The organism is Pseudomonadota bacterium, assembly GCA_013285445.1.
Classification (GTDB): domain Bacteria; phylum Pseudomonadota; class Gammaproteobacteria; order Xanthomonadales; family Wenzhouxiangellaceae; genus Wenzhouxiangella.
Genome location: CP053448.1, coordinates 2,192,678 through 2,218,318, shown reverse-complemented (window position 1 = coordinate 2,218,318; position 25,641 = coordinate 2,192,678). Strand labels below are relative to the sequence as shown.

At 62.1% G+C, this 25,641-nt stretch carries 22 protein-coding genes and 1 pseudogene; 6 read left to right on the top strand and 17 right to left on the bottom strand.

Translation table 11 applies throughout. The features are described 5' to 3' along the window. Positions 1 to 364 precede the first annotated feature (364 nt). Positions 365 to 1,690: a group II intron reverse transcriptase/maturase gene (gene ltrA, locus HND55_10020; protein ID QKK02949.1), complete on the top strand. Its 1,326-nt coding sequence runs from the start codon at positions 365 to 367 to the stop codon at positions 1,688 to 1,690. A 254-nt stretch (positions 1,691 to 1,944) separates the two neighbouring features. Here ltrA and HND55_10015 read toward each other — a convergent pair whose 3' ends face one another. The 10 genes from HND55_10015 to HND55_09970 all read right to left on the bottom strand — a co-directional run bounded on the left by HND55_10015 (position 1,945) and on the right by HND55_09970 (position 13,924). After that, positions 1,945 to 3,366, bottom strand: a complete 1,422-nt coding sequence (locus HND55_10015; GenBank protein ID QKK02948.1) for a hypothetical protein — start codon at positions 3,364 to 3,366, stop codon at positions 1,945 to 1,947. A 253-nt stretch (positions 3,367 to 3,619) separates the two neighbouring features. Beyond that, on the bottom strand, positions 3,620 to 4,393 hold the full coding sequence (locus tag HND55_10010) for a hypothetical protein (GenBank protein ID QKK02947.1): 774 nt from the start codon (positions 4,391 to 4,393) through the stop codon (positions 3,620 to 3,622). Between the two features lie 445 nt (positions 4,394 to 4,838). After that, a complete protein-coding gene (locus HND55_10005; protein ID QKK02946.1) occupies positions 4,839 to 5,294 on the bottom strand; it encodes a hypothetical protein in 456 nt (151 codons plus the stop codon). A gap of 104 nt (positions 5,295 to 5,398) precedes the next feature. Then, positions 5,399 to 6,388: a UDP-glucose 4-epimerase GalE gene (gene galE, locus HND55_10000; GenBank protein ID QKK02945.1), complete on the bottom strand. Its 990-nt coding sequence runs from the start codon at positions 6,386 to 6,388 to the stop codon at positions 5,399 to 5,401. A gap of 166 nt (positions 6,389 to 6,554) precedes the next feature. Beyond that, the gene (locus HND55_09995; GenBank protein ID QKK02944.1) at positions 6,555 to 7,619 is read right to left on the bottom strand and encodes a hypothetical protein; all 1,065 of its coding nucleotides are present in this window, start codon (positions 7,617 to 7,619) and stop codon (positions 6,555 to 6,557) included. Positions 7,620 to 7,776: 157 nt separating this feature from the next. Further along, positions 7,777 to 9,210 (bottom strand): hypothetical protein, encoded by a 1,434-nt coding sequence (locus tag HND55_09990; protein QKK02943.1) that lies wholly within the window; start codon positions 9,208 to 9,210, stop codon positions 7,777 to 7,779. Between the two features lie 30 nt (positions 9,211 to 9,240). After that, a complete protein-coding gene (locus tag HND55_09985; protein QKK02942.1) occupies positions 9,241 to 9,948 on the bottom strand; it encodes an NTP transferase domain-containing protein in 708 nt (235 codons plus the stop codon). Positions 9,949 to 10,254: 306 nt separating this feature from the next. After that, entirely contained in the window at positions 10,255 to 11,466 is a 1,212-nt protein-coding gene (locus tag HND55_09980) for a LegC family aminotransferase (protein QKK02941.1), read from the bottom strand. A gap of 1,902 nt (positions 11,467 to 13,368) precedes the next feature. Next, positions 13,369 to 13,638, bottom strand: coding sequence for a hypothetical protein (locus HND55_09975; GenBank protein QKK02940.1), 270 nt, complete (start codon positions 13,636 to 13,638; stop codon positions 13,369 to 13,371). Continuing rightward, positions 13,592 to 13,924, bottom strand: a complete 333-nt coding sequence (locus HND55_09970) for a BrnT family toxin (GenBank protein QKK02939.1) — start codon at positions 13,922 to 13,924, stop codon at positions 13,592 to 13,594. Before HND55_09970 ends, HND55_09975 begins: the two co-directional genes overlap by 47 nt. Positions 13,925 to 14,100: 176 nt before the next feature. Between HND55_09970 and HND55_09965 the strand changes: the two genes are divergently transcribed. After that, entirely contained in the window at positions 14,101 to 15,393 is a 1,293-nt protein-coding gene (locus HND55_09965) for a type II toxin-antitoxin system HipA family toxin (GenBank protein QKK02938.1), read from the top strand. Position 15,394: 1 nt separating this feature from the next. Next, positions 15,395 to 15,673: a helix-turn-helix transcriptional regulator gene (locus HND55_09960; GenBank protein QKK02937.1), complete on the top strand. Its 279-nt coding sequence runs from the start codon at positions 15,395 to 15,397 to the stop codon at positions 15,671 to 15,673. Positions 15,674 to 15,758: 85 nt separating this feature from the next. Here HND55_09960 and HND55_09955 read toward each other — a convergent pair whose 3' ends face one another. From HND55_09955 to HND55_09945, 3 genes and pseudogenes are all read right to left on the bottom strand, one after another. Beyond that, positions 15,759 to 16,136 carry a DUF5615 family PIN-like protein gene (locus tag HND55_09955; protein ID QKK04073.1) on the bottom strand — a complete coding sequence of 126 codons (378 nt, stop codon included), beginning with the start codon at positions 16,134 to 16,136 and terminating at the stop codon, positions 15,759 to 15,761. Further along, entirely contained in the window at positions 16,114 to 16,731 is a 618-nt protein-coding gene (locus HND55_09950; protein ID QKK02936.1) for a DUF433 domain-containing protein, read from the bottom strand. The genes HND55_09955 and HND55_09950 overlap by 23 nt, the downstream gene beginning before the upstream one ends. 2,233 nt (positions 16,732 to 18,964) lie before the next feature. Continuing rightward, positions 18,965 to 19,270 (bottom strand): annotated as a pseudogene (locus HND55_09945) (ATP-binding protein). 218 nt (positions 19,271 to 19,488) lie between these two features. Between HND55_09945 and HND55_09940 the strand changes: the two are divergent. Together HND55_09940 and HND55_09935 are read left to right on the top strand one after the other, a co-directional pair. Beyond that, complete coding sequence (locus HND55_09940) at positions 19,489 to 19,731, top strand: hypothetical protein (GenBank protein ID QKK02935.1); 243 nt, start codon at positions 19,489 to 19,491, stop codon at positions 19,729 to 19,731. Beyond that, complete coding sequence (locus HND55_09935) at positions 19,709 to 20,149, top strand: PIN domain-containing protein (GenBank protein ID QKK02934.1); 441 nt, start codon at positions 19,709 to 19,711, stop codon at positions 20,147 to 20,149. The genes HND55_09940 and HND55_09935 overlap by 23 nt, the downstream gene beginning before the upstream one ends. Positions 20,150 to 20,346: 197 nt before the next feature. On the opposite strand, the gene HND55_09930 is transcribed toward HND55_09935, so the two are convergent. Further along, entirely contained in the window at positions 20,347 to 21,528 is a 1,182-nt protein-coding gene (locus HND55_09930) for a UDP-N-acetylglucosamine 4,6-dehydratase (GenBank protein QKK04072.1), read from the bottom strand. Positions 21,529 to 21,598: 70 nt separating this feature from the next. Between HND55_09930 and HND55_09925 the strand changes: the two genes are divergently transcribed. Then, a complete protein-coding gene (locus tag HND55_09925) occupies positions 21,599 to 22,546 on the top strand; it encodes a class I mannose-6-phosphate isomerase (protein QKK04071.1) in 948 nt (315 codons plus the stop codon). A gap of 93 nt (positions 22,547 to 22,639) precedes the next feature. On the opposite strand, the gene HND55_09920 is transcribed toward HND55_09925, so the two are convergent. From HND55_09920 to HND55_09910, 3 genes are all read right to left on the bottom strand, one after another. Continuing rightward, positions 22,640 to 23,581 carry a GDP-L-fucose synthase gene (locus HND55_09920; GenBank protein ID QKK02933.1) on the bottom strand — a complete coding sequence of 314 codons (942 nt, stop codon included), beginning with the start codon at positions 23,579 to 23,581 and terminating at the stop codon, positions 22,640 to 22,642. A gap of 128 nt (positions 23,582 to 23,709) precedes the next feature. Next, positions 23,710 to 24,822: a GDP-mannose 4,6-dehydratase gene (gmd, locus tag HND55_09915; protein ID QKK02932.1), complete on the bottom strand. Its 1,113-nt coding sequence runs from the start codon at positions 24,820 to 24,822 to the stop codon at positions 23,710 to 23,712. A 42-nt stretch (positions 24,823 to 24,864) separates the two neighbouring features. Then, positions 24,865 to 25,626 (bottom strand): YdcF family protein, encoded by a 762-nt coding sequence (locus HND55_09910; protein QKK02931.1) that lies wholly within the window; start codon positions 25,624 to 25,626, stop codon positions 24,865 to 24,867. Between the last annotated feature and the right edge of the window lie 15 nt (positions 25,627 to 25,641).

Genomic DNA, 25,641 nt, shown 5'->3' with positions numbered 1-25,641 from the left:
CCGCCTTGGGCGGTTGAGCGATCCAGCGGGCCGTAACGCGAGTGAAGTCTGAGCAGGCCTCGAAAGTGCTGATGCGGATGCCGACCCGCCTGAATAACGGGGAAGGCTGCATGAACGGGGAAGGAATCGACGAATGCACCCGTTTGATCCGCCGGGGTAGTGGGCACGGCACGCTGGAAGGGTAGACCGGGTAACGGGGGAGACCCGCATCCGGCGAGGGGTCGCGACCCTCGCCGCCGCGCCTGGCGCGGTGGCCGGATGCGGGAGTCGGACAGGGCCATAGTACTGTTGAAGCCGGGTAATGCCGGTGGAGGGAAGGGCCCTGACTTCTGGAGTGCTTTTGAAGCAAACGATGACGAGGTGATTGGCGATGAGCCTGACAACACCGGACAGGATCAGGAGCTTGCAGAGAAAGCTTTATCGCAAGGCGAAGGCGGAACCGGACTGCCGGTTTCACCAACTCTACGACAAGGTCTGGCGAGAAGACATTCTGTTCCATGCCTGGCGGCTGGCCCGTGCCAAAGCGGGAGCGCCGGGTGTGGACGGGGTGACTTTTGTCCAGATCGAAGCGGAAGGGCTGGCGGACTGGCTGGATCGGTTGCGTGAGGAGTTGCGTGAGAAGACGTATCGGCCCCAGCCGGTACGGCGTGTTCTGATTCCCAAGCCAGGCGGCGGTGAGCGCCCGCTCGGGATCCCGACGATTCGGGACCGGGTGGTGCAAACGGCGGTCAAGCTGGTGATCGAACCGATCTTCGAAGCGGATCTCGACGACAGTGCCTACGGTTACCGACCCCGACGCGGTGCGGGCGAGGCGATCCGGAGAGTGCACGAACTGCTCTGCCAGGGCTACACGGCGGTGGTGGACGCTGACTTGTCGAAGTACTTCGACACGATCCCGCACGAGGCGCTGATGCAATCGGTGGCCCGCCGGATCGTGGACCGGGCCCTTCTGCGGCTGATCAAGCAGTTTCTGAAGGTGCCGATCGAAGAAGACGACGGCAAGGGTGGCAAGCGCATGACCGGTGGGCGCAAGCAGACCCGGGGCACGCCACAAGGTGGCGTGATCAGCCCGCTGCTGGCCAACCTGTACATGAACCGGCTGCTCAAATACTGGCGTTCCACGGGCCGGGATCGCGCCTGGCAGGCGCAGATTGTCTCCTATGCGGACGACTTCGTGATCCTGTGTCGTCACACGGCAACACCGGCACTGAAGTGGACGCAGGCTGTGCTGACCCGGCTGGGTCTGATCCTCAATGAGGACAAGACCCGGTTGTGCGACGCGCGGCAAGAGACGTTCGACTTTCTGGGCTACTCGTTTGGTCCGCACTGTTACCGGAAGACGGGTCGTTGGTATCTGGGTGCAAGTCCGTCGCGCAAGAGCGTGCAGCGCATCAAGACACGCCTCCGCGGTCTTCTGGTGCCGGGTAATCTGGGTGCCTGGCCGACGGTACGAGACGAACTCAACCAGATTCTGGCGGGTTGGTCGTCGTATTACGGTTATGGCACGCGTTACCAGGCCTATCGGGCCGTGGATCACTTTGTGGCAGATCGCGTGCGTCATTTCCTCAAACGCCGGCATAAGATGCCCAATCGGGCGACCCGGCGCCTGCCGATCGATGTTGTTTTCGATCGTCTGGGCGTGGTGCGCCTGCGCGATGTGCATCTGAACACCTCGCCGTGTGCCTCGTGATGAATCCAGTCGGAAAGCCGGATGCGGGAAACCCGCACGTCCGGTTTGATGAGCGGGGAAGGGAAACGGAGCCCTCTGGGGCCACCGCGCCCCTCCTCGACTCTACTGAATCGCCGCGATGATTGCGCAGGGGATTGTTCGCGCAGCGGATTTTCCGACCGAGCGGAATACCAGGCTGTATTTCCGAGTGAGGAAAATCCGCTGTGCGGACAAGGCGCAAGCAAGGGCGCGAGTGAATTCATGAATAATGCGGGCTAGTAGAGGCCAAGGCCTTCGCGTTGCGTCTTGAATTCGATGAAGGCAGGCAGCAGACCGGCAAAGTGATCCCGCCGGGTGGCACCGAGAAGCGGGTGCGGGTTGAGGCCCTGAATCGACGCGAACTCGTCATAGCTTTTCTTCATGGCGCGGTCGAGTTTGATGCGGCCTTGAGACAGCCTTTCGATCAAGACTGCCTGCAAGCCGCGGCGACGATGGCCCAGGAAGGACGCCAGCGGCATGAGTGGAGCCAGTTTTCTCGCCAGGGCAAAATCCCGATATGGCGCCCGTGCTTCCATACCCGCTGATGCGTGAAGTTGCTCGGCGGCAAGATAAAACATGTATCTGTGCTGATTGGTAAACAGTTTGGCGGCCAGCTGCGCCCTGGGCTTTTCAGGAGAGATGATGCGCTGGACTGTGGAAATCAGGATGCGTGCCGCAAGCTTTGCGGAGTCTTGCAAAGACTGGTCGCGTGACAGCGACGCGATCAACCGAAGATGAGCCAGCGCGTGAGAAGAAAGCGCTAGATGTCGCACGTGCCAGTCGAACAACTCATCGCCGCCGTTGCCGTTGAAAAAGTACCTGGCGCCAAGCTGTGATGCGCGCAGCGCGGCCTGCAGGCCAACCTGCGATGCCGGAAATGGCACGTAGTCAGTGCGCGAGAACAGCTCGTCCTTCCACTGATCAAACTGCGGCGTTGCGAACGGCACAATTTCGATCTGGTCGCCGGGGTGCTTGCGGACAATGTCACTTTCGTCGCACGTCCTTCCCGGAAAACTGCAGGAAACCGCGCGTACGGCTGGTTGTACTCGGCGTGCCTGCAGCATCAGCAGATTGGAGTCCATGCCACCACTGAGGCTGACGAAACAGTCCGGTGTGTCGAAGGCGGCGCGCATTGAATCCTCAATAGCTGCATGGGTATAGGCGATCAGCGCTTCATCACTGGGCAAAGCCGCAGGCGGCTGATTGACCCGCGCGGCAAGTGCGGGAATCAGCTGGCGGCAGTCAGGTGGCCGCCACTGGGCCGGGTTCTCGATGCGAAAGGTCTGACCGGGCGGCGACTGGAGGATGCCGTGGTAGGGGGTTGCCGGGGCCGGCAGCTCAAAACAATCCTGCATGCGGCGCAGCGCAGCCAGATTGAGGGACAGCGGGCGACGCTGGCCGGCGCTGACCTGACGAATATCGCTTGCCAGATACAAAGACTTGCCCTCATCGCCCACACCGGCATGGAGTGGGTATGAGCCGGCCAGGTCCCTGATACAAACCAGGTGGGAGGTTTTGCGGTGGTAGGCGATTGCCGTGAACTGGCCGCCTATGGAGAGGGGGTCTACCCTGCCGCAGGACTCGAGCTGGTCGAGCAACAGTCTGGCGCCAGACAGACTTGCAGTGCTTTCGCCGTCGATGGCGTGCAACCAGCCCACGGCTGCCAGAATCCAGTGTTCCGTTTGCAGCAGGGCAGCCTCGCCCTGAATGCCAAGGGCAATGCGATCGTCGTCAAAACGATCCTGTAGAGCGCCCCGGTAGGGCGCCGCGTTTGCCATGGCATCCAGACAACCGGATGGGGGCATACAGGCAGTGCCCGTGTAGCAAGCGACGACACCTGCCATGGTGACTCCTGCATTCCGCCGGGCGGGTCAGGTACCCGCCGAGCGGCGGCGAGGGAAGCTCAGACGCTTACCAGGTCTCGACAATCAGGTTGGGCTGACAGACCAGCGCGCCACGCTGACCCGTGGCGAAGGCAATTGTCGAAGTCTCCAGCGGGAGGTCTGTAAACACGACTGACCACTTGAAGTTGGCCTTGATCGTGTAATCACCAGGCGTCAGCCCAGAGAGGTATCGTGATACCGAGGCCGTCGCGATCGCCGGCTGATTGACGCCACTGGGATTGGAGACGGTTGTAATCAGTGTGTCGTCGATTGGAGTGTGCAGAATCCACCTTGAAAACAATGTCTGTGTGGAGCTGCCGGACCCAGCCGGGCCTTCGAGCGTCAGGCGTGCACCGACCGCGCCCACGCCGGCAATCGATGATCCATTCTCACGCTGAATCCGTGGTTCGGCACTGAGCTGGACCAGAACTTCGCCACTGGATCCGACCGTAAAGGTGTCTTGAAGCACGGTCATGAAGGCATTGTCGGAGACCACGCCCAACAGCGACGTGCAGGAAACACCGGAGCTGTAGGAGGGCGAAATCGAGAGAAACGTCGAGTCCGGTGATCTGGGGCTGACCCCCAGGCTATCAATGCGGCCCGGTGCCGATTGGGCAACCGGTTCGCGGCCGCAGTTCGACATGTAGCACGGGTCGGAGTAAAACCGATCCATGTCCGGGAGTCGTTCGACCGGACCCTTGCTTATCATGTGTTCCGTGGAGTTTGCGCCATCGATCGCGTAGGCTGATTGCAGTGCCAGCCCGGCAATGATCAAGAACAGTACCCGGGTCGTCTTTTCCATTGTCTTACCCCACTTTTGTTAGGTGCCACAGTTGACCGCATTTCGAGGGCGGCCTCTGACTTATTCACGCAATTCAGCGAAATCAGTTGGGAAAAGGCGATCAGAGCGGCAGGAAATTATCGCCGTCGGATTGTTGCCCCGAAGCACCGTGCACAAGTTCATGCAGGCGAACGACGGAGACTATCTCCGGCGACTCATAGGTTTCACGACGTATACGATCGTGGTCCGTGCACACGTGGTTGCTGTCCATAAAATCCCTTCCCCTGGATTGCTGAAATGAAAATGAGGTGTAACGCAAAGCATAACTGATGCCAAAGCCTCACTTTCAATGTGGAGGCTAGACGATAACTATCGACTGTGTCAAGCTTTCGTGAGGATAGTGAGTGTGATTTCGGGTTTAGCCGATGCCAATGTGATCATTGGCCGCCACGCCTTCCAGTGTGCATCAGGGCGCCGACGGCCGCAGGGCGCGAATGATTGCGCCCTGCGCGACGCCGCCCAGATTGACCCCCACATCAAACCAGCTGGCAAAGCGCCCGTCGATCAGATACTGCAGTCCCTCGGTGGTCAGGGCCAGTGCGCCCAGTCCGGCGAACAGGTGCAGGGCGCGCAGATCGTGGCGCTGCCAGAACAAAACCACCGAAATCAGTGCGAACAGGAGCAGGTGCACCAGAAACGCCGCCCCCTCGCTGCTGCCAATCGTGTGTGCGCCCGGAACGAACCAGTCGATCAGGGATCGTGCCGCGTCGATGAGCGCCGGCGGCGAGACCATGGCAAGCAGCGTGACGGCAATCAGCAGCCGGAACGACCAGCGCCAGAACCGCCCGATCGGTCGACTGACCCACCAGGCAGCGGCGAGCACCAGCAGGCAGCCGGTCAGAATCAGGAGCCAGCCCGGCAAGCCCATTCAGCGCCAGACCTCCCAGATCAAACAGGGCGCGTTAGTGATCGAAAGCGGCGCCATGGAATCCTTCATCCGGGAATCGATACCGGCGCAACAGTCATTCACCCGCATGAGCCGCCGCGCCGATGCCAGCGCCAGGCCGTCTCGATGATCGATTCGATCCGGGTGTATTCTGGCTCCCAGCCCAGCAGCCTGCGTGCCCGCTCGGCGCTGGCCACCAGTATGGCCGGGTCGCCGGGGCGGCGCGCGGCCAGGGTGTAGGCGATGTCGCGTCCGGTAACCCGCCGGGCGGCCTCGATGACTTCCAGCACGCTGAAGCCGCGGCCGTTGCCCAGATTGAAGCAGTGTGCGCCCTCGTGGTTGTCCATCCAGTCCAGCGCCAGCAGATGGGCGCGCGCGAGATCGTCAACGTGGATGTAGTCGCGCAGACAGGTGCCGTCGGGGGTCGGATAGTCGTTGCCGAACACCTTCAGCTGTGGCCCGTGGCCCAGCGCGGCCTTCAATATGTTGGGAACCAGGTGGGTCTCGGGCTCGTGCGCCTCACCGATATCACCGGCCGGACTGGCGCCGGCGGCGTTGAAATAGCGCAGCGAGACCGAACGCAGTCCGCATGCAGTGGCGGCATCGGCCAGCATGCGCTCGACCATCCACTTGCTTGCCCCGTAGGGATTGATCGGACAGGCCGGATGGTCTTCGTCGATCTTCGCCTGCTCCGGCTCGCCGAAAATGGCCGCGGTGGAAGAAAAAACCAGCCGCGACACGCCGCCGCCACGCATCGCCTCGAGCACGTTGAGCGTACCGGTGACGTTGTTGCGATAGTAGGCCAGCGGATCGCGCACCGACTCGCCGACCAGCGAGCGTGCACAGAAGTGCATGACCGCATCGAACGGACAAGACGCCAGCACATCATCGAGGGCAGGGCGGTCGAGGATATCGACTTCGACCAGCTCGGCCTCACCCACCGCCCAGCGATGCCCGGTCGAGAGGTTGTCGCCCACCACCACCTGATGGCCGCTGCGAACCAGCAGGCGCACCATATGGCTGCCAATGTAGCCCGCCCCGCCGAGCACCAGTATTCGACTCAAAACCACACCTCAATCATCTTTGCATGCATCGCATCAACCCAGCTGTTTACGTCTGAAGGCAACCGTCAGACTTGGCGTATGGTCAGCCAGCGGTGGTGACCCGGGCCTCTCGAATGCTGCCGCAGGCACCATCCGAACCACCCGCGTCGCCATCCACCCCTTGGCCTTCGGGCTAGCCGGATGAAGGCAAGGCATTGTCAAGCAGCCTGGCGGTGCCGTAAAGACAAAACGACGCCGCAACTCTCGGTACGCTGGCAATCCCTGTTCCCATGACGATGCTTCGACGCACCAATGGTGGCATGAGTTTTGGATTCGGTTTGAGCGGCAAGTGCTCGGGCGCCATGAGCGCTATTATCCTTTTTCTTGTCCGGCCGACCCGCCTTTCCAGCTCGTTCATCCTGTTCAGCAACTGCTCGCACTCCTGATGCTGGCGATAATCCCGGGTCATGGTTAACCAGATTGCCTGGCGCAGCGACAGGTACAGCGCGGGCAGAAGACGGTGGAGCCTGGCTCGTTCCAGACAGCGTTGCCACTGCAGATTGTCAAGTTGACAGACATACCACAGCAAGTCCAGGTATTCGTAAACGGGCCTTACCATGCCGCTGCGAACGACATGCAGGCTGATCATCGAAATACAGTCATAAACATCAGGAATACGGAAGCCGTTTGCCATCTCGTTGGATTCAAGAATTGACTTCGACAGGGATGTGCAAACCGGCGGCTCGGTGACTCGAGTGTGAAGGTCAATGTTCTGGCGTTCAAAACCTGTCCCGAGAACCATTGCCCAACCCTTGCTGAGACGATGACCGAACCGGCCCGTACCGATGAGGCCTTTGTAACCCTGGTCTCGCATGAATCCGAGCGTCTTTTCGAGCTCCGGGGCGCGGACGATGATGTCCAGATCGGCCATTGGACGCATTCCGAGGAACTGGGGATAACGTGCGATCAGGGCGCCCCCCTTGAACATCACCGGCCTGATATCCAGCAAGCCGAGCCCGCTTATCAGCTTTTCCAGCCGTTCCCAGCGGTGCTGGCTGACCAGCAGGGATGCCATATACGGGCCTTTCAGTTTCAGATCGATATGGCGCTCATGCCTGACTAGTAGCCCGATGCAATACGCCGAGAGGTTCAGACGCCGGAGCAACTCCTGGTTTGGCGGTGGCAACAAGCCGTCAAGATCACCACCAACGAGCGCAAAAAAGACTCGTGCAATCAGGCTGCGCTCAGCTTCAAACATCGTCTTCAATGTGTTGGCGACAGGCTGTGCCGTCGCTGCAGCCGATCAGTCAAGGGGAGGCTTAAGTATCTCTGCAGGCCCCGATCCGGGGCAGGCGCGACCCGGGGAATCATGCTACCCGGAAAGCCGGCTAGCGCGACAGCGCCGGGCAACAGTTTCAATCGGCGCTGACTTCCAGCGCGTCCGGGTGGCCTGCTGCGTTTTGCGCGGCGATCGGTGGGTGCAGTGCTGTGGCATGCCCTTGAGCCTCCAGCAGGCGGTGAAACGGCTCGCTGCGCGGCAAGACAACCAGTTCCACAGCATGATCCTGGCACCACTCGTCGAGTCGCCGGCGCTTGAGTACCCCGGGTACGAATGTCGTCCAGATCTGGTCCAGCGCATGTCTGGCGTGAATCGTGCCGAGGTCACGCTCCGAGCCCAGCACGCGTCGACTGGCAATCTCGCGGCCGCGCATGTCCTGATCGTTGTCGTCGATAAAGCCGACCACCTCGGCCTCGGCAAAGCCGCTTTCGAGCAGGTCGGCCAGGGCTGCACCGCGCCTTCCGGCACCGTAGATGGCAATGCGCTGTGTGGGGCTTCTGGCGCTGGTCGAATGCTTCTTGCTGCGCCAGCGCTCGCGGTAGTAGACGCGGCCTGTGACCATCAGCAGGAAGCTGGCCGCGGTGGCGATGGGGAAGACCATCATCGAGGCGTTGCGGTTAATCAAGGCCAGCACCACCAGCGCCACCAGCACGAAGCCGGTCATCACCGTGCCGCCAATCCGGGCCGCGGCGGCCAGCGAGAAATGACGGACCGGCTGGCGGTAGCTGCCGAAGATGAACATCATGGGAATGACGACGACCGGCAGCAGCCACAGCCCGTGAATGAACACGTTCAGATGATTGCCAAACGGAATGCCGTCAAAGCGCAGCAGGTTGCCGATGGCCCAGCCAGCCACCAGCGCACCACTGTCGTAGCTCATGTGGATGCCGCGCTGGCGAATCAGGCGCTTCCAGTTGACTGCCTCGATCAGGCTGACCCAGACGCCGCGCACGATCCAGACGATGTCGGTCAGCAGGTTGGCGCGGGCGAAATAGTCCAGATCGTTGCGAGCCTTGGCCGGAAACAGCTCGCTGCGGTAGAACTCGTCGGGATTGCGGTCCGGGGGATACATTTCCGCTTCGTTGCGGTAGGCCACCTGGTTGGGCCCGAAGATGCCCGGCTTGTAGTCGTGCACGCGCTCGAACTCGCCGGTGAACAGATCGGCGAAGTCCAGGCTCTCCGGCCTGGGTCCGACAAAGGACATGTCGCCCTTGATGATGTTCCACAGCTGCGGCAGCTCGTCCAGTTTCGAGCGCTCGAGAAACCGGCCCAGACGCGTCATGCGCACGTCCCCGGCCACCGTCACGCCCGAACCCTCCGTGCCCCAGTCATCCGGGAACTTCCTGAACTTGTGGATCATGAACGTCTGGCCATGCTGGCCGAGGCGCTTCTGCGAAAAAATCACCCGGCCCGGCGAGTCGAGCCTGATCGCCACGGCAATCAGCGCCATCACCGGCGCGGCAGCCACCAGGCCGATGACGGCAAGCACGAGATCGAAGATCCGTTTCATGTCATTCCGGCTGACAAGTCTTGCGCGGAATCACGTTCCGCGCATCGGAAAGTCCTCGCCATCGGACATTTCCTGCGCGCAAGTGAAGTCTTCCGGACGGCCGATGTCCAGCCATTGTCCGTCGTGACGGTAAGCCCGGGCCCGCTGGCCGTTGTCGAGCATCTGGTACATCAGATCATCGAACCCGAAGGGCACGCCGGAAGGAATCAGCTCCAGTATGCCCGGTTCCATGCAGTATATGCCCATGTTGACGGTATAGGACAGGGTCGGCTTTTCGCGAAAATCAATGATGCGGTCGTCATCGGTTTCGATCACGCCCATGTCGACGTGCACTTGCTTCTGGGTGGTGCCAACGGTGAGCAGGTCGCCGTGCGACTTGTGGAAGTGAATGAACGAGCGCAGGTTCATGTCGGTGATCAGGTCGCCGTTGAGCACCAGGAAACTGTCGTCGAGATGATCGCGCACCAGATCCAGGGCACCCACGGTGCCCAGCGGCTGGCTTTCCTCGCTGTAGGTGATCTGCATATCCCAGTGCGAGCCATCGCCACACAAAGACTTGAGCAAATGTCCGAGATAGCCCGTGGTCACGATCACCTCGGCAATGCCGTTGCGCCGCAACCACTTCATCAACAGCTCGATCACCGGCAGCTCGCCGACCGGCATCATCGGCTTGGGAAGAATCAGCGTATACGGCCGCAGCCGAGTCCCCTTGCCCCCTGCTTGAATGACGGCTTTCACAATCCCTCCCATACCGAAGATAAATGCATCGCCAATGCCGGATCTATCTTAACGACATGGGAAAATGGGTGCAAGGTCAAAGACCGCGACCTACGCATCCGGCCCGCGGGTAGGTCGGAGCCGCGTCCCCGACAGACAAGATTCGGAACCGGCACGCACGACGGGATAACCCCGACCCGTCGCGGATGCGACCGCGACCTACGCATCCGGCCCGCGGGTAGGTCGGGGCCGCGTCCCCGACGGACAAGATTCGGAACCGGCACGCACGACGGGATAACCCCGACCCGTCGCGGATGCGACCGCGACCTACCGCTTTTCGTCTTCTGGCCACGACGGCAAATTCACCAACCGCTCTGCCACCCACTCCGAAGTCTCCAGGCCCGCCGCCTGACACCCCTCAAACGCCGGCAACCGATGCATCGGCACCCAAACCGGCCGCGTCATCACCCCGGCCTCGTTGGTCACTTCCAGCAAGGTATCCCGCTCCCCCCGATCCCGGGCAAAAAACGCATTCAACCAGTAATTCGACGCCGCCCCCTCGGGTTCCATGACGAATTCATAGTCGGTTTCGACAAACCAGGCCCGATACCGCTCGGCCAGCGCCCGCTTGGCCGCCACGAAGCCGGGCAGTGACGCCATCTGCGCGCAGCCCAGGGCGGCGTTGAGCGCCGGCATGCGGTAGTTGTAGCCCACCTCGTCGTGAAAATAGTCCCAGCGATGCGCCACCTTGGCCGTCGTGCTCAAATGTCGCGCCCGCTCGGCCAGCCCCTCGTCGCGCGTGAGAATCATCCCGCCGCCGCCGGTGGTGATGATCTTGTTGCCGTTAAAACTCAGCGCCGCCAGATCCCCCACCAGCCCGGTGTGCTTGCCCCGATAAAAGCTGCCGAGTGACTCGGCCGCATCCTCGATCAGTACCAGGCCAAAGCGCTTGCAGATCTCGGCGATGCGCTCGATGCGCACCGGATGCCCGAACGAATGCATCGGCACACAGGCCCGAATGATCCGCCCGGTCGAGCGATTGCGGCACAGGCCGTCATCCCCCAACTCAGCATTCGCCTCCAGCCAGCGCTCGAGACTGTCCGGCGACATGCCCAGGGTAGGGCGCTCGATATCCACCAGCACCGGGTGCGCATGGCAATACCGAATCGCATTGCAAGTGGCCACGAAGGTGACCGCCTGCGTAATCACCTCTTCATCGCGCTGTACCCCCGCCAACACCAGGCAAAGATGCAGCGCCGCCGTCCCGTTCATCACCGCAACTGCAAACGGCGCCCCCGTATACTCCGCCACAGCCGCCTCGAACTCCACCCCATACCGTCCCACTGAAGAAACAAACGAAGACTCCACAGCATCGGCAACAAGTTCCCGCTCCCGCCCCCCAAGCCGCGGAATATGCAAAGGAATGAATTCGTCAGTGCGATACTCCGCACGCACGAACTCAATCAGCGCCAGCCCAAACTCCTCAGTACTCACCTGATCTTTTCCTTTCGCCTTTGGCCTCGCGCATACCACGGCCATCTTTCGTGATGTTGACACAGAATGCGTAGGTCGCGGTCGCATCCGCGACGGACGACATCGCATCAACCACAACACCGATCTCATGCCTCGCCCGTCGGGGACGCGGCCCCGACCCACCCACGGCCACCATTCGTGATGTTGGCACCAAATGCGTAGGTCGCGGTCGCATCCGCGACGGACGACATCGCATCAACCACCACACCGATCTCATGCGTGCGCCGCGCTCAGGTTGGGGATTTGTCCCGCCACGCGTTCCGATTCCCCACCTCGTCCGTCGGGGACGCGGCCCCGACCTACACGCGGGCGCTGTTGGTGATGGTGCCGCCGAATGGGCGGGTTGGGGGTTGTCCCGCCACGCGTTCCGATTCCCCACCTCGCCCGTCGGGGACGCGGCCCCGACCCACCCACGGCCACCATTCGTGATGTTGGCACCAAATGCGTAGGTCGCGGTCGCATCCGCGACGGACGACATCGCATCAACCACCACACCGATCTCATGCGTGCGCCGCGCTCAGGTTGGGGATTTGGCCCGCCGCGCGATCCGATTCCCCACCTCGTCCGTCGGGGACGCGGCCCCGACCTACACGCGGGCACCGTTGGTGATGGTGCCGCCGAATGCGTAGGTCGCGGTCGCATCCGCGACGGACGACATCGCATCAACCACCACACCGATCTCATGCGTGCGCCGCGCTCAGGTTGGGGATTTGGCCCGCCGCGCGTTCCGATTCCCCACCTCGTCCGTCGGGGACGCGGCCCCGACCTACACGCGGGCGCTGTTGGTGATGGTGCCGCCGAATGCGCGGGTTGGGGGTTGTCCCGCCGCGCGTTCCGATTCCCCACCTCGCCCGTCGGGGACGCGGCCCCGACCTACACGCGGGCGCTGTTGGTGATGGTGCCGCCGAATGGGCGGGTTGGGGGTTGTCCCGCCACGCGTTCCGATTCCCCACCTCGCCCGTCGGGGACGCGGCCCCGACCTACACGCGGGCATCGCCCGTGATGGTGCCGCCGAATGGGCGGGTTGGGGGTTGTCCCGCCACGCGTTCCGATTCCCCACCTCGTCCGTCGGGGACGCGGCCCCGACCTACACGCGGGCATCGCCCGTGACGATGGCACCGGTGCCCACCCGTGGGCATCGGCCGTGACGGTGCCGCCGAATTCGCGGGTTGGGGGTTGTCCCGCCGCGCGTTCCGATTCCCCACCTCGTCCGTCGGGGACGCGGCCCCGACCTACACGCGGGCGCTGTTGGTGATGGTGCCGCCGAATGCGTAGGTCGCGGTCGCATCCGCGACGGACGACATCGCATCAACCACCACACCGATCTCATGCGTGCGCCGCGCTCAGGTTGGGGATTTGGCCCGCCGCGCGTTCCGATTCCCCACCTCGCCCTACACGCGGGCCGGGTTCGCAATGGCATCGCCCGTGACGATGGCACCGGTGCCCACCCGTGGGCATCGGCCGTGACGGTGCCGCCGAATTCGCGGGTTGGGGGTTGTCCCGCCGCGCGTTCCGATTCCCCACCTCGTCCGTCGGGGACGCGGCCCCGACCTACACGCGGGCGCTGTTGGTGATGGTGCCGCCGAATGCGCGGGTTGGGGGTTGTCCCGCCGCGCGTTCCGATTCCCCACCTCGCCCGTCGGGGACGCGGCCCCGACCTACACGCGGGCACCGTTGGTGACGGTGCCGCCGAATGCGCGGGTTGGGGGTTGTCCCGCCACGCGTTCCGATTCCCCACCTCGTCCGTCGGGGACGCGGCCCCGACCTACACGCGGGCACCGTTGGTGACGGTGCCGCCGAATGCGTAGGTCGCGGTCGCATCCGCGACGGACGACTTTTCCGGGTCGCCGATTCACAGCCGGAGCCATACGACAAACCCGGAACCCGGAACACCGGTTACTCTGAAACCTAAGACCTGTTTTCAACATCCTCCGCCAACCAGGCCTTGATCAAACTCTGATAAGGCATATCCCGCTTGTTGGCCTCGATCTTGATGCGCTCGAGCAACGACTCGGGCAGGCGAAGCGAAATCGTCTTCGTCGACGGCTTCAGGTTCGGCATGCGCACCGATCGCGCCCGGCTCCAGTCCACGTACTCACTGGAATCGTGCGATTCCCAGAAAGCCCGCTCCTCAGCTTCCGTCTTGAATTCCGGTGGGCGCTTGATGTGCTTTGGCATAGTGCTGTCTCTCCTTCCGATGCATTGGCCGCGCCGAAATCACGCGAATCAATGTGCCCGCTTCGCGAAGCGTGAACGTCACGTGCAAGAACCGCTGGTCCAGCGTTTGCCCCAGGGCATGCCAGCGCCGCTCTTCTTCGCTGTGCTGAGTGTCGGGTGCAATCAACAATGGCTGGCCGAAAAACACCTGTTCGGCCTGTGACTGGCTGACACCATGCTTGTCCACGCTCTTGCGGGCATTCCCGGCATCCCAGTCGAATCCCTTGACCCGAGTCCAGTCAATCATTTGTATATGACTGTAATATACAAAACGCGTTCAGTCCAGACCGCGGCGCAGCCCCCCCCCCGCGCCCGAACCCCGAACCCGTAACCCCTTATTTTGCCTGAAACCTTCATTTAAACACCCAAATAGCGATCCGGGTGCGTCTATTTACCCATCAAAATAAATGATAAACTCCCCCCATGACCCAACCCATCATCCAGATCCACTGCGACGGCCGCTGGATACCCGCTGCCCGCATCGAGCCGCTGGCTGACGAGCACGCTCGCGTGGAGTACCTGCCGGACTACGTATTCGGCGACCCCGACCCCTGGCCGGTTTCGCTGACGCTGCCGGTGAGGCTGATCACCGATCTCGGCAATGACCCCAGGCCCAGGATGCCGGCATTTCTCTACGATCTGGTGCCGCAGGGGCAGGGCAGGCGCCTTCTTGTGCAGCTGCTCGACCTTCGCGATCACGACGGCCTGGCCCTGCCGCTGCTGCTAAACGGTGCCTTCAACCCCATCGGCGCACTGCGCATCGATCAGGCCGTGGCTTTCCAGGCCGACCACGCCCGACGGAACCCGCCACCGGCCGGCGCCGATGCGGGCTTCAGCTTTCGCGAGCTTGCCGATCGTAAAGAAGCGGTGGTGGAGTATCTGGCCACGCATTCCATGCTGGCCTCGGGCACAACGGGCGTTCAGGGCATGGCGCCCAAATTCTTGTTGACCATGGACCCTGAAGGCCGTTTGCACCCCGACCTGGCCCTGCCGGATGAACGGGCGGGCTCTCACTGGCTGGTCAAAGGGCCGCGCGGTCGTCACCGTGACGACGAACTGATTCTTCGCAACGAAGCGGCTTACCTGCGCGTGGCGGCCGCCTGCGGACTCGATGTTTACGCCGCCGAGAGGATTGAACAGCACGGTCGCTGGTTGCTGCTGCCAAGATTTGACCGCCGGGTCACCCGCGAAGGCGTCCAGCGCCTGGCGCAGGAGAGCCTGGCCAGCCTGGCGGGCTTGCAAGGGTTTGGCGTGCCCGCCAACCTGAACCGCCTGCTCGAAGCACTGCGGCGTCATTCCGACGCCCCCGAAGCCGACACCCGCGAATTCATAAAGCGCGACGTTCTCAATCGCGCCCTGCGCAACACCGACAACCATGCCCGCAACCATGCCGTTCAGCGGCGAGCCGACGGCAGCATCCGGCTGACGCCCCTGTTTGACTTCGCGCCGATGTATCGTGACCCCGAACTCATCCCGCGAGCGCTTCACTGGGTCGATGCTGATGGCCGCAACCTGCGCGAGTGGCCGGAGATCGTTGCGCATCTGGAACTGGACGATGCAGAACGGCGGGATCTGGTGCAGTCACTAAAACAGTTTGCCGAACAAATCGGGCAACTGGCTGATCTGGCCGCCAATGCAGGCGTCGATGCCGAAATCATCAAAGCCTGCAAACCATCCATCGACGCCCAGGCCGAGTCCCTGGCGAGGTTGAACTGACATGCCGCGCAATCCAGCCAGACCCGATCCGCAACAAGCCCGCGAGCAACTCAACCAACTCCACCGCGATCTGGCCAGTGGCCGCATCGAAATCGGCGAAGCCGTCCGCCGAATGCGTCACATCAGCGGCCTCACCCAACCCGAATTCGCCCGCCACCGCGGCATCAGCGTACAGGCCCTGCGCCAAATCGAATCCGGCAAAGGCAACCCCACCGTCACCACACTGAACAACATCGCCGAAATCTTCGGCCTGAAAACCGGCTTCGTCCCCAAAAGCTGAACCCCGTAACCCGTAACCCGTAACCCGTCGCTTCTTCCTGAAACCCTTTTTAAAGAACCCTAACGCCATTTTCATGCATCGCTCGTCAAGGCACGTCATGTATCTCCAGGTCACCGTCACCACACACTTCCAGCACCTTGTTGACAAGGTCACCGCCACAGCGGTCGTCTGCCCATTCCAGCGCCTGGCAAAGGCGTTGCCATTGGTCTTCACGGCTGAGCCCAGCTTCGCGTAGCGCAATCACTCCGGGGTGGAGTTCGATATTACGCGCCAGGTTGAGGAAATCACCCATATTCAGTGTGACAACGACCTGGTCATATCGCCAGGCGTGCTGCCAGACGTGGATATCCGGTTGCCCCATAAGGCCTGCATCCCTGACTGCTTGTGAGGGAAATCCTGCCTGGTTGGCCCATTGCGCAAGAAGCGGGGACAGGTTTTCGTCAATCAGCAGCTTCACCGGCAGCACGTCTGATCTGCAAACGGCCAGGAGGACGCCCTGGGTCGTTGCCCATACGGGCTTTCAGCGCAGCATAGGAAAGTGCTGCACGATCCAGCGCCGGATAGTCTTCGCGAAGTTGCTCAACCGGCACCCCTTGCCGGATCTGCTCGACCACCTGCTGGACCGGCACTCGCGTACCCCGGAAAACCGGCTGGCCACCGCAGATCTCAGGATTGCGCTCGATGCGGGTCGAACCCAGCCTGTAGGCGCGTAGCTCCGAGCTTGATCGGTTGATGATTGGACCGAGATCGAAGACAACGGGAACGTTTCCGCTCCGCTTCAGTTGTTGTCCGTCGCGTCTCCAGCGACCCGAATGCGCCACATTGCGCCTGAAAACGGAATACAGCTCGCGCCGCTCGTCAGGGCCTACACTGATGCCTTCCTGCTCCAGTTCTTTTTTGAAACAGAAGTAAATCACATCCCGGAAGCTGAGCTGCAGACGGGCACGGCCCGCGGAAACAGCAGATCGCTTCAGTACCCGCTGAAACTCCTGCCGAATGGCCTTGGGAGTCTGTCCGGCAACCGTCGCCGCTACGCGTGTTTCAATTTCAGTACTCATGACAAAAAATATGACTCATAGTGAGTCGTATTTTACACGAACCAGAGTCCAGCCGTAAACAAACGGCTCCCGGAACCCGTAACCCGTAACCCGTCGCTTCTTCCTGATACCTTCTCTAAAGCGCCACTCTCCCGGCCAGCCTTCTAGCAAAACCCTCCGCCTGATCGGAGGTGAGGCGAAGCGACTCGATCTAGCGCGCGTAGGTCGCGGTCGCATCCGCGACGGACGACATCGCATCAACCACCACACCGATCTCAAGCCTCGCCCGTCGGGGACGCGGCCCCGACCTACATGCGGGGTGGGTTCGCAATGGCATCGTCCGTGACGATGGCACCGGTGCCCACCCGCGGGCATCGCCCGTGACGGTGGCACCGAATGCGTAGGTCGCGGTCGCATCCGCGACGGACGACATCGCATCAACCACCACACCGATCTCAAGCCTCGTCCGTCGGGGACGCGGCCCCGACCTACATGCGGGCATCGCCCGTGGCGGTGCCGCCAAATGCGCGGGTTGGGGGTTGTCCCGCCACGCGTTCCGATTCCCCACCTCGCCCGTCGGGGACGCGGCCCCGACCTACACGCGGGCATCGCCCGTGATGGTGCCGCCGAATGCGCGGGTTGGGGTTGTCCCGCCGCGCGTTCCGGTTCCCCACCTCGCCCGTCGGGGACGCGGCCCCGACCTACACGCGGGCCGGGTTCGCAATGGCATCGTCCGTGACGATGGCACCGGTGCCCACCCGCGGGCATCGCCCGTGACGGTGGCACCGAATGCGTAGACGACATCGCATCAACCACCACACCGATCTCAAGCCTCGCCCGTCGGGGACGCGGCCCCGACCTACACGCGGGGTGGGTTCGCAATGGCATCGTCCGTGACGATGGCACCGGTGCCCACCCGCGGGCATCGCCCGTGACGGTGCCGCCGAATGCGTAGGTCGCGGTCGCATCCGCGACGGACGACATCGCATCAACCACCACACCGATCTCAAGCCTCGCCCGTCGGGGACGCGGCCCCGACCTACATGCGGGGTGGGTTCGCAATGGCATCGTCCGTGACGATGGCACCGGTGCCCACCCGCGGGCATCGCCCGTGACGGTGGCACCGAATGCGTAGGTCGCGGTCGCATCCGCGACGGACGACATCGCATCAACCACCACACCGATCTCAAGCCTCGTCCGTCGGGGACGCGGCCCCGACCTACACGCGGGCATCGTCCGTGATGGTGCCGCCGAATGCGCGGGTTGGGGGTTGTCCCGCCACGCGTTCCGATTCCCCACCTCGCCCGTCGGGGACGCGGCCCCGACCTACATGCGGGCATCGGCCGTGATGGTGCCGCCAAATGCGCGGGTTGGGGGTTGTCCCGCCACGCGTTCCGGTTCCCCACCTCGCCCGTCGGGGGCGCGGCCCCGACCTACATGCGGGCCGGGTTCGCAATGGCATCGTCCGTGACGATGGCACCGGTGCCCACCCGCGGGCATCGACCGTGACGGTGGCACCGAATGCGTAGGTCGCGGTCGCATCCGCGACGGACGACATCGCATCAACCACCACACCGATCTCAAGCCTCGCCCGTCGGGGACGCGGCCCCGACTACACGCGGGCATCGGCCGTGACGGTGCCGCCGAATGCGCGGGTTGGGGGTTGTCCCGCCACGCGTTCCGATTCCCCACCTCGCCCGTCGGGGACGCGGCCCCGACCCACCCGCGGGCATCGCCCGTGACGGTGGCACCGAATGCGCGGGTTGGGGGTTGCCCCGCTGCGCGTTCCGGTTCCCCACCTCGCCCGTCGGGGACGCGGCCCCGACCTACACGCGGGCCGGGTTCGCAATGGCATCGCCCGTGACGGTGGCACCGAATGCGTAGGTCGCGGTCGCATCCGCGACGGACGACATCGCATCAACCACCACACCGATCTCAAGCCTCGCCCGTCGGGGACGCGGCCCCGACCTACATGCGGGGTGGGTTCGCAATGGCATCGTCCGTGACGATGGCACCGGTGCCCACTCGCGGGCATCGCCCGTGACGGTGGCACCGAATGCGTAGGTCGCGGTCGCATCCGCGACGGACGACATCGCATCAACCACCACACCGATCTCAAGCCTCGCCCGTCGGGGACGCGGCCCCGACCTACATGCGGGCATCGGCCGTGACGATGGCACCGGTGCCCACCCGCGGGCATCGACCGTGACGGTGGCACCGAATGCGTAGGTCGCGGTCGCATCCGCGACGGACAACTGCGCCCGGCACAGAGCCGGACAAAACGCTGGAAGGTATCGAGATCCATTACCTTGATCAACTGGCGCACGTCTCTTTCCACGTAGGCCGTCACATAAGCAGGGAACCAGTGACGCCGTACAAGCGGCCGGTCGAACAGGGCAGGGTAACCACCCGCATGAATCCGGGAGTAAAGCCCCGCCGGGGCCAATTCACCGGCATCCAGCTCCGACTGGCTCAAGGGCAACAATTCCAGAAATGCCGAGCGGCCGGCCAGCGATTGGGAAATGCCGGACATCAGTCCGAACTGTTGCGAACCCGCAACCCGATGTATTCCGTACCGCATTGCCTCCGCAAACCGTAAACCGTAAAGCGTAACCCGTCACGGCCCGGAACCCGGACCTGTCACGGCGTAGCCGCAGGCGAAGCCGGAACCCGCTTTTCCTTTCCCCTTTCTCCTGACCCCCTTCGCCTAGCTCCCTTCACCTTGCACTCTCCCACCCGCGCCCTTACACTAACCCCGTGCCCCACGAACTTCGTGTCATGAAGAACGTCACTATCACCCTTGATCCCGAAACCGCTCGCTGGGCCCGCATGGAAGCCGCGCGTCGCAACACCAGCGTGTCGCGCCTGGTTGGAGAAATGCTGGCCGAATACCGCCAGCGCGAATCCAGACTCGATGCCGCTGCCGACCGCTTCTTCAGCCGCCAACGCAGCCCCCTGACCAAACCCGGAAAAGCCTACCCCACGCGCGAGAGCCTGTATGACCGCGATCTGCTTCGTTGATACCAATATCCTGGTCTACGCCTGCGACCCCGGCCATTCTCAAAAACACAGCGTGGCGCGTGACTGGCTGCGACACCTGTGGAATACGCGATCCGGGCGAATTAGCACACAAGTGCTCAAGGAATACTATCAAGTTGTCACCCGCAAACTCGAACCCGGCCTCCCGCCGGAGAAAGCGCGTGCCGATATACGTGACCTCCATACATGGCAGCCCGTCGACATCGACCTGGAAGTGATGGAGCTCGCCTGGGCACTGGAAGACCAGACCAACTACTCCTGGTGGGATATCCTGATACTCGCCGCAGCCCAACGCGCCAAATGCCAGTACCTGCTATCCGAAGACCTTCAACCCGAACACACCATCAACAACCTGACCATCATCAACCCCTTCACCCACTCAATCAACGAACTCCCCTGATCCCCGCACCCAAAATTCCTCCCTCAGCCTTCCGCCTTTCACCGTTCAACGCTCGTCCGTTCCCCATTAACCCGTTTTCCCTTGGGACCTTTCCCCCTCAGACCTTGAGCCTTTGGCCTCCTTCCCCTTTCGCCTTTAGCCCCTTAACCTTTCACCTTTTTCCTTTTCCCTTTAGCCTTGTTCCTTTCGCCTTCAACCTACATTTTTGAATCCAGATACTTCCCCGTCTCCAGGTGCCGAAACTCCGGAATCATTTCACTAAAAAGCTCAACAATCTCCGCTTTCTCCCAAGCCCCACGCGCCCGCATCCCCTCGATACATTCCACAAAATGATTCAGCATGGCCTCGTCAAACTCGACCGGATTCCGAATCACCCCAATCGTCTCAAACCGCCCCCAGTCAATGTCTTCTTCCCCCGTATAAAATTCCTCGAAATCCTTCTCCCCCGTCGTATCGCTCTTGAAGAAATACACCGGCCACTTCCCGTCGGCAATCAACTCCTCGGCCCTGTCCCGCGCCTCGTCCTCGCTGTCGCACTCGTAGGGCTCGAACCCGCGCGCTTCCAGGTAGCGCACCGCAATATCCGAAAAGCGCGTCAGATGCAGCGCCTCGGAGAGCTTGGGGAAGAAGATGTCCCGATTCTCGCCCAGCAGGCACGACATCAGGCACAACTCACCCGACTCCTTAGGCGTGATGAAATAGCGCCGCACGTCGTTGGGCGCGGCAATCGGCTGGCGCTTGGCCAGGCGCTGGTTGAAGCCGTGCAGCAGCGACCCATCAGAAAACGCCACGTTGGCAAAGCGCGCCGTGGAGACGGGCAGGGTGCGGCTCTCCCGCATCAGGAACATCTCCATGATCCGCTTGCTCGCCCCCATCATGTTCACCGGGTTGGCCGCCTTGTCGGTCGAAACACAGAAATACTTGCTCGCCCCGCGCTCGCGCGCTTGCGCCAGCGTGGCCACCGTATTGAACACGTTCACCTCGATCATCCGCATCAGCGTGAACGGATCCTTCTCCGAGCGCACGTGCTTGAGTGCCGAAAGATTCAGCACATAGTCGTACCCGTCACCCGCGGCCATCAACGCCGCAAACTCACGCGCCCCACAGTCAATGGCAAAGGTCCGAAAATCCCCGTCGATATACCCCAGCGAAGACCGCAGATCCCGCACCAGCTCGACCATGTTGTTTTCGGATATGTCGACTACATGAAGCACTCTCGGGTTCCTCCGAAAGATCTCCTTGACCACCGCCTGCCCAATAGAGCCCGCACCCCCAATCACAAGAAATCGAGACTCAGCCACAAGCGCCGACAACTCCCCCTCCCGCGCCCGAACGTCAGACCCGAACAACTCCTCATCCCGATTAATCAAATCCAACATCTTTTTACCTTTCACCTTGATCCTTTAGCCTCACCCCCGCTACCATCTCGCCCAGGCACCAAGGGGACAAATCATGCACCTACTGAAATTCAAACCCATCTACCAAACCCGCGTCTGGGGCGGCCGGTCGTTCGAAACCGCGCTGGGCCGGCAATTGCCGGGCACGGAGCCCATCGGTGAATCCTGGGAGATCGTCGATCGCCCCGAAGCCCAGTCGGTGGACTCGGCCACCGGAAATACTCTGCGAGAGCTGATGGAGGACGAATCCGAAGCCATCATGGGCCCGGGTTACGACCGCAAGCAGCCCTTTCCCGTGCTGGTCAAATGGCTGGACTGCAGCCAACGACTGAGCCTCCAGGTCCACCCGCCAAAGGCGGTAGCAGAAAAACTGGGCGGTGAGCCTAAAACAGAGTGCTGGTATATCGCCAACTCAGAACCAGGTGCCGCGTTGATCGTAGGCCTGAAGCCCGACATCTCCAGGACGCAATTCGAACAGGCCATCGCCGAAGAGGCGCTCGAACCCCTGTTGCACCGATTCGATGTCTCCGACGGCCAAGCCATGCTGCTCGAATCTGGCCGCCTGCATGCCATCGATGCCGGCAACCTGATCCTTGAAATCCAGCAGAATTCCGACACCACATACCGGGTGTACGACTGGGGCAGGGTAGGCCTGGACGGCAAACCGAGAGACCTGCACGTGACCGAAAGCCTCCAATCCATCGACTTCAACGACATCGAACCCGACCCTCAGCCAACTTTCACCCAACGCGGCCAACGCACCATTGCGGACTGCAAAGAATTTCGCATCCGACAGATCAACCTGAAAGAAGGCGAAGAGCTGTCATTTGAAGCCAATGAGCAACCCCGGGTCTTGAGCCTAGTTACCGGCTGCCTATCCGAAGCGAGTCGCGAGCAGCAACTTAATGCAGCCGAAAACATCCTGGTCCCTTACAGCCATGCCACCAGACTAAAAGCAACCACATCAAGCACCGTGTTAGTAACGGATCAGTTCATTTGAAGGAAGAGCGGGCAGATAACTCAAAGCATAGATGGAGCATCGACCTCTCATTAACCCATTAACCCGTTCCCCCTTTCACGTCTTGCCTTTCGCCTACATCCTGGCTCTTTCCCGATTCGCCAAAAACCACTCATACGTCTCCCGTACACCTTCCCGCAACCCGATCGAGGCGCTCCAACCAAGCTCCTGCAAACGCGCAACGTCCAGAAGTTTGCGAGGCGTTCCGTCCGGCTTCGAAGAATCGGTAAGAATCTTCCCCTCGAATCCCACCACGTCGGCTACCAGCCGCGCCAGGTCGAGGATGGCAATATCTTCACCGACGCCAATATTGACGATCTGTTCCGATGAATAGCTGTTCATCAGAAACAGGCAGGCATCGGCCAGATCGTCGACATGCAAGAACTCCCGTAGAGGTGTCCCAGTGCCCCAAATAACAACTTCTTCCCGGGCCTCTTCCTTCGCTTCATGGAAACGCCGGATCAGAGCCGGCAAAACATGCGAGTTCTTCGGATGGAAGTTGTCGCCGGGGCCGTACAGGTTGGTGGGCATCAGGCTGATGGCGTCGAAGCCGTACTGGCGCCGGTAGGCCTGGCACAGTTTGATGCCGGCGATCTTGGCGATGGCGTACCACTCGTTTGTGGGCTCCAGCGGGCCGGTGAGCAGCTGGTCTTCGTTCATCGGCTGTCGGGCGTGCTTGGGGTAGATGCACGACGAGCCCAAAAAACAAAGCTTTTTGACCCCATGCTTCCAGGCCGAGTGGATGACGTTAGTCTCGATGACCAGGTTGTCGTAAATGAACTCGGCCGGGTAGGTGTCGTTGGCGTGGATGCCGCCGACCTTGGCGGCGGCCAGGAAGACGAATTCGGGCCGGTTTTCGGCAAACCAGTTGCCGACTGCAGCCTGATCCCCCAGATCCAGCTCCGACCGCGTCGGAGCCAGCACATTCTCGAACCCCTGAGCTTCCAGTGCCCGGCAGATGGCACTCCCCACCATCCCCCTGGCACCGGCGACAAAAACACGATCATCAGTCTGCATAAGGTTTAAACCATTCGTCATTGATTGTTCATCCTTTAACTTGCCCCCGCTCCCCCGTTAACCCATTACCCCGTTAACCCGTTCACCCATTTGCCCTTTCACCTTTCGCCTTTTTCCTTCAACCACATTCATTCCTTGAAACGGTAGGCGCGGTAGCCTTCTCTTTCGATCAGTGCGTCGCGCCGGGCGCGCTCAAGATCCTTTTCCACCATTTCCGAGACCAGTTCGTCGAATGTGGTCTTCGGCTGCCAGCCCAGCTTCTCACGCGCCTTGCTCGGGTCGCCGAGCAGGGTGTCGACCTCAGCGGGGCGGAAGTAGCGCGGGTCCACCGCGACGATGCGCGTGCCCGGTTCGGCGGCGCAGTCCTCGGGCGCGCTGGCGAGCACGCCGTGTTCTTCCGGGCCGCTGCCGCGCCAGTCGATCTGCATGTCCAGGCGGGCGGCGGCGGCGTTGACGAAATCGCGCACCGAATGCTGCTCACCCGTGGCGATGACGTAGTCCTCGGGCTGGTTCTGCTGCAGCATCAGCCACTGCGCTTCCACGTAGTCGCGGGCGTGGCCCCAGTCGCGCAGGGCGTTGAGGTTGCCCAGGTACAGGCGCTCGTCCAGGCCTAAGTAGATGCGCGCCAGGGCGCGGGTGATCTTGCGGGTGACGAAGGTCTCGCCGCGCCGGGGGGATTCGTGGTTGAACAGGATGCCGCTGCAGGCATACAGGCCGTAGGACTCGCGGTAGTTGACGGTAATCCAGTGCCCGTAGAGCTTGGCCGCGCCGTAGGGCGAGCGCGGGTAGAAGGGCGTGGTCTCGCGCTGGGGCGTTTCCTGCACCTTGCCGAACATCTCCGAGGTGGAGGCCTGGTAGAAGCGCACCTTGTCTTCCAGTCCCAGGATGCGAATGGCCTCGAGCAGCCGCAGCGTGCCCAAGGCATCGCTGTTGGCGGTGTATTCGGGGCTTTCGAAGGACACCGCCACGTGGCTCTGGGCGCCCAGGTTGTAAATTTCGTCGGGCTGGACTTCCTGCACGACGCGGATGAGGTTGGTTGAGTCGGTCAGGTCGCCGTAGTGCAGCACCAGCCTGGGATTGGGCTCGTGCGGGTCCTGGTAGAGGTGGTCGATGCGGTGGGTGTTGAAGGAAGATGCCCGGCGCTTGATCCCATGAACTTCGTAACCCTTGCCCAGCAAGAATTCCGTAAGATAGGCGCCGTCCTGGCCGGTAATTCCCGTTAATAGTGCTTTCTTGCTCATGTAGTCAGTGACTGTCCTTGTGTCAGCATGAGAGTGAGCAACTCAGGCCCGACCCGTGAGGCGGTAGTACCACAGGCCAAGAAGCTCGTGAAATGCCCGCGTGCTTCGCGACAGGCCGGACACCGCCGGCAGCCAGTCACGCAGGATGAAGGGCGGATCCTCGATGGCGCTGAAGTCGGTGGCGACTGGCGTCAGGCGCACATCCAATCGACCAAGCGTTGCTAAAGAGCGCTGCATGTGACTGGCGGAGGTCACGACCAACAAAGTGCGAATCTCTCGCGTCCGCATGATCTCACGCAGATTATCGAAGTGTTCAGCCGTGGTCAGCGAGGCCTTGTCCAGGATCAGCGCTTCTTCTGGGATGCCCATGTCTCCCAAAAACAGAGCCCCGGACTCAGCCTCGGTCATGCCTCCACTCAGATGAGGTTGTCGGCCGCCGCTGACGATCACGAGTGGCGCCCTATCGGCGTGGTATATCCGCGCCGCGTGCCAGTACCGATCCACAGTGCCGCCGGCGCTGGGGTAGGTCCATTGACCATTGCCGGAACTGAACGCACCGCCCAATACGACCACCGCGTCAGCACGCGGTAGCTCCTCAACAGCAACATAGGACCACTCTCGCTCCAGCTGCCAGACCAGCCAGTTTCCGACTGCGGGCATAGAAAACACCCACAGGAGCAAAATGCTTCCCGTTAGCAAGCCGATCCCAAGGCGCCGCCTGCCCCAGAGCAGGAGTGCGAGGGCAAACACAAGCAGCACCATCACGATACCCAGTGGATACACTAGCAACGAAAGCGTCTTCACGACCGCAAACAAAGA

What these genes read in the sequence shown, in the direction of transcription:
- HND55_10010 (QKK02947.1), bottom strand. Translation starts at nt 4,393, where the DNA reads ATGGAAAAGACGACCCGGGTACTGTTCTTGATCATTGCCGGGCTGGCA.
- HND55_09995 (QKK02944.1), bottom strand. Translation starts at nt 7,619, where the DNA reads ATGTTTGAAGCTGAGCGCAGCCTGATTGCACGAGTCTTTTTTGCGCTC.
- HND55_09990 (QKK02943.1), bottom strand. Translation starts at nt 9,210, where the DNA reads ATGAAACGGATCTTCGATCTCGTGCTTGCCGTCATCGGCCTGGTGGCT.
- HND55_09980 (QKK02941.1), bottom strand. Translation starts at nt 11,466, where the DNA reads ATGGCCGTGGTATGCGCGAGGCCAAAGGCGAAAGGAAAAGATCAGGTG.
- HND55_09975 (QKK02940.1), bottom strand. Translation starts at nt 13,638, where the DNA reads ATGCCAAAGCACATCAAGCGCCCACCGGAATTCAAGACGGAAGCTGAG.
- HND55_09970 (QKK02939.1), bottom strand. Translation starts at nt 13,924, where the DNA reads ATGATTGACTGGACTCGGGTCAAGGGATTCGACTGGGATGCCGGGAAT.
- HND55_09965 (QKK02938.1), top strand. Translation starts at nt 14,101, where the DNA reads ATGACCCAACCCATCATCCAGATCCACTGCGACGGCCGCTGGATACCC.
- HND55_09960 (QKK02937.1), top strand. Translation starts at nt 15,395, where the DNA reads ATGCCGCGCAATCCAGCCAGACCCGATCCGCAACAAGCCCGCGAGCAA.
- HND55_09950 (QKK02936.1), bottom strand. Translation starts at nt 16,731, where the DNA reads ATGAGTACTGAAATTGAAACACGCGTAGCGGCGACGGTTGCCGGACAG.
- HND55_09940 (QKK02935.1), top strand. Translation starts at nt 19,489, where the DNA reads ATGAAGAACGTCACTATCACCCTTGATCCCGAAACCGCTCGCTGGGCC.
- HND55_09935 (QKK02934.1), top strand. Translation starts at nt 19,709, where the DNA reads ATGACCGCGATCTGCTTCGTTGATACCAATATCCTGGTCTACGCCTGC.
- HND55_09930 (QKK04072.1), bottom strand. Translation starts at nt 21,528, where the DNA reads ATGTTGGATTTGATTAATCGGGATGAGGAGTTGTTCGGGTCTGACGTT.
- HND55_09920 (QKK02933.1), bottom strand. Translation starts at nt 23,581, where the DNA reads ATGCAGACTGATGATCGTGTTTTTGTCGCCGGTGCCAGGGGGATGGTG.
- gmd (QKK02932.1), bottom strand. Translation starts at nt 24,822, where the DNA reads ATGAGCAAGAAAGCACTATTAACGGGAATTACCGGCCAGGACGGCGCC.